A 2,494-nucleotide genomic window follows, 5' to 3' on the forward strand; every position below is an offset into this window, starting at 1 on the left:
TCCGCAAGCGTTTTCTAACACGGTCAGTCCGACAGCGTTTTTTCCTCGGTTCTCGATTACCTTTGCTGATGCCGTATCTCTCGGTTCAATGTGACCGCAAGAATCACACCGGTGAACTCTTTCCGATAACGACTTTTTGCCGGTGAACGCACCACAATTAGGACACTCCTGTGAAGTTCCGTTTTTATCGACCTTAAGATAATATTTTCCCCGTTTCCAAACAACAAACGGTAGTATCTCATTAATAAAACTACCGATGCCCGAATCTAGAGATTGTTTTCTAACGATCCCTCTAGACCAGGAAACGAAGTTAATATCTTCAACGAAAATATTATCAGCAAGATCACAAAGATAATGAGCTAATTTAAAGTGCCAATCCCTACGAGTATTAGACACTTTTTCAGGTAATCTTGCTATCTTCTCCTGAAGTTTTAACCAATTGCTAGAGCCTTTAGTTTTCCGTTTCAAGCGTCTTTATAGCAATTTAAGCTTACTCTGTACTTTCAACAAAAATCGAGGGGCTTTGATTAAATTTCCCCGTGAAGTAGCAACAAAACTTTCAATCCCCGCGTCAATTCCTAAACAAGTTTTCCCAGTCGTTATATCGGGAACTAATTCCGTAGATTGGAAAGAAACCGAAACGTAAAATCCCGACGCTTTTTGGATAATTCGAGCTTGTTTAGGCTTAAACCCAGACGGGTACTCCCTAGATTTCCTAATCCGAATTTTTCCCAATTGTGGAAAATTTAAGTATTCGTCACCTAGAAAGCTTTTTGAGAGCGCAGGAAAAATAAAACTCCGCATCTTTTTCTTGAATCTAGGAAAGCCGAAGCCTTTCGATTTCATGTCAGAAAAAGCTTTATCTAAAGTTTTTAAGACTTGCTGTAAGACTTGAGCGTTAACCGTCTTTAATATCGGATAGAATTTTTTAGCTTCCGTTAGATTTTTAGCTTGAACTAAGTAATTTGGCTAGGGTTCATACGCAGGAATCATGTACTCGGAAACTAGCGAACAGTGATCCGCAAGACACTTTCGAGAGTTTAACCAATCTTTCCGTTCTGAAAGAGCGTAATTATAAACGCTTTTGCAAACATCAAGAATGTGGATTATCTCCCGTTCCTGTTGTCTGTTTACCTTTAGTTTGTACTGGTAGGTAAGCGTTATCACTGTCGTTAGTTTCGTGATGTATAGTTAAATTATAACACTTAAGTAGGTAGGCGTTAAAAGTTGTCAGACACCCCCCTTATCAAGGGGGGATCAAGGGGGGATTAAAGGCAAAATCCATTTTTAATTTAATTATAACCAGCTACTTACTGCCTAGTATATCAACTAATTACAATTATAGACCAAATTAATCGCTAACCTTAAAACAGTTAGTAGTCGCTTAATTAGAAAAGAATTTCCCTACTTAGCGGCCAAGTATTTCTACAGTAAACCTTATTTTTGGATGGGAGCCTATTTCGTGGCTAGTTGTGGCGACGTTACTGTCGAACAACTAAAAAAATACGTCGAGAACCAAAACTCCCCGAAAGTGGAAACGCTACCGCGTTAGTTTTATTCTGGTGGCGATTCATCTCCCGTTAACCGCTACGAGGTTTAACGGGAGTCCTCTCGCTCCATTGAGATAGATACTTGAGGGAATGATGATTTTATACCAATTCTCCAAAGTCTGACTACAGAAGTTTAATCCCCCTAAATCCCCCTTAAAAAGGGTGACTTAAATTCGATGTGTAGTTTTCATTTAGAGAAATGGTATTAGAACTGAATATTTCGTTAGAAGCGCCCGAAAAAACAACCGAAGAGATAAGACAACGCAAGGAAACCATCGACCAGCAATCGGCCGAGTTCCACCAGTGGATGACCGGAATCAAAGCCAGCTTAGAAGCGATCGCAGGCAAGATCGAACGGAAAAAACACTAAATAGAGCGATCAAATTCTGCAAAGAGCCACGACAAACGACCAACTAACAAGCATAAGCCCACCTTATCACTCCGACAAGTAATGCTGAATGTTAAACCCCTTTACAAACCGTTACAAACTCTTTAAGATAGAGACATCATAAATCAATCGTACCTCGATAACTTAATAGGAATCATAAACCAATGACCACCACTCTACAACAGCGCGAGAGCGCTTCCCTGTGGGAGCAGTTCTGCCAGTGGATCACCAGCACCAACAACCGTCTTTATGTCGGCTGGTTCGGTGTGATCATGATCCCCACCCTGCTCACCGCCACCACCTGCTTTATCATCGCCTTTATCGCCGCTCCTCCTGTAGATATCGACGGTATCCGCGAGCCTGTAGCTGGTTCTCTACTCTACGGAAACAACATCATCTCTGGTGCAGTTGTTCCCTCTTCCAACGCGATTGGACTCCACTTCTACCCCATCTGGGAAGCAGCTTCCTTAGATGAGTGGTTATACAACGGTGGTCCCTACCAGTTAGTCATTTTCCACTTCTTACTAGGTGTCTTCTGCTACCTCGGTCGTCAGTG

General features: G+C 41.7%; 1 protein-coding gene and 3 pseudogenes. 3 read left to right on the plus strand and 1 reads right to left on the minus strand.

All coding sequences use genetic code 11. The annotated features are described in order from the left end of the window. A pseudogene (locus ACOCD9_RS06985) lies at positions 1-1,167 on the minus strand (RNA-guided endonuclease InsQ/TnpB family protein); the annotation flags it as partial. A gap of 178 nt (positions 1,168-1,345) precedes the next feature. On the opposite strand from ACOCD9_RS06985, the pseudogene ACOCD9_RS06990 reads away from it, so the two are divergent. The 3 genes and pseudogenes from ACOCD9_RS06990 to ACOCD9_RS07000 all read left to right on the plus strand — a co-directional run. Then, positions 1,346-1,552, plus strand: a pseudogene (locus ACOCD9_RS06990) (IS200/IS605 family transposase); the annotation flags it as partial. A 197-nt stretch (positions 1,553-1,749) separates the two neighbouring features. Then, positions 1,750-1,920: a hypothetical protein gene (locus ACOCD9_RS06995; RefSeq protein ID WP_287967569.1), complete on the plus strand. Its 171-nt coding sequence runs from the start codon at positions 1,750-1,752 to the stop codon at positions 1,918-1,920. A gap of 182 nt (positions 1,921-2,102) precedes the next feature. Then, positions 2,103-2,494, plus strand: a pseudogene (locus ACOCD9_RS07000) (photosystem II q(b) protein); the annotation flags it as partial.

Origin of the sequence: Microcystis sp. (genome assembly GCF_048564745.1) — a bacterium.
Lineage (GTDB): Bacteria > Cyanobacteriota > Cyanobacteriia > Cyanobacteriales > Microcystaceae > Microcystis > Microcystis ichthyoblabe_A.

Excerpts from the sequence above, each read along its gene's own strand:
- ACOCD9_RS06995 (WP_287967569.1), top strand. The coding sequence starts at position 1,750 with ATGGTATTAGAACTGAATATTTCGTTAGAAGCGCCCGAAAAAACAACC.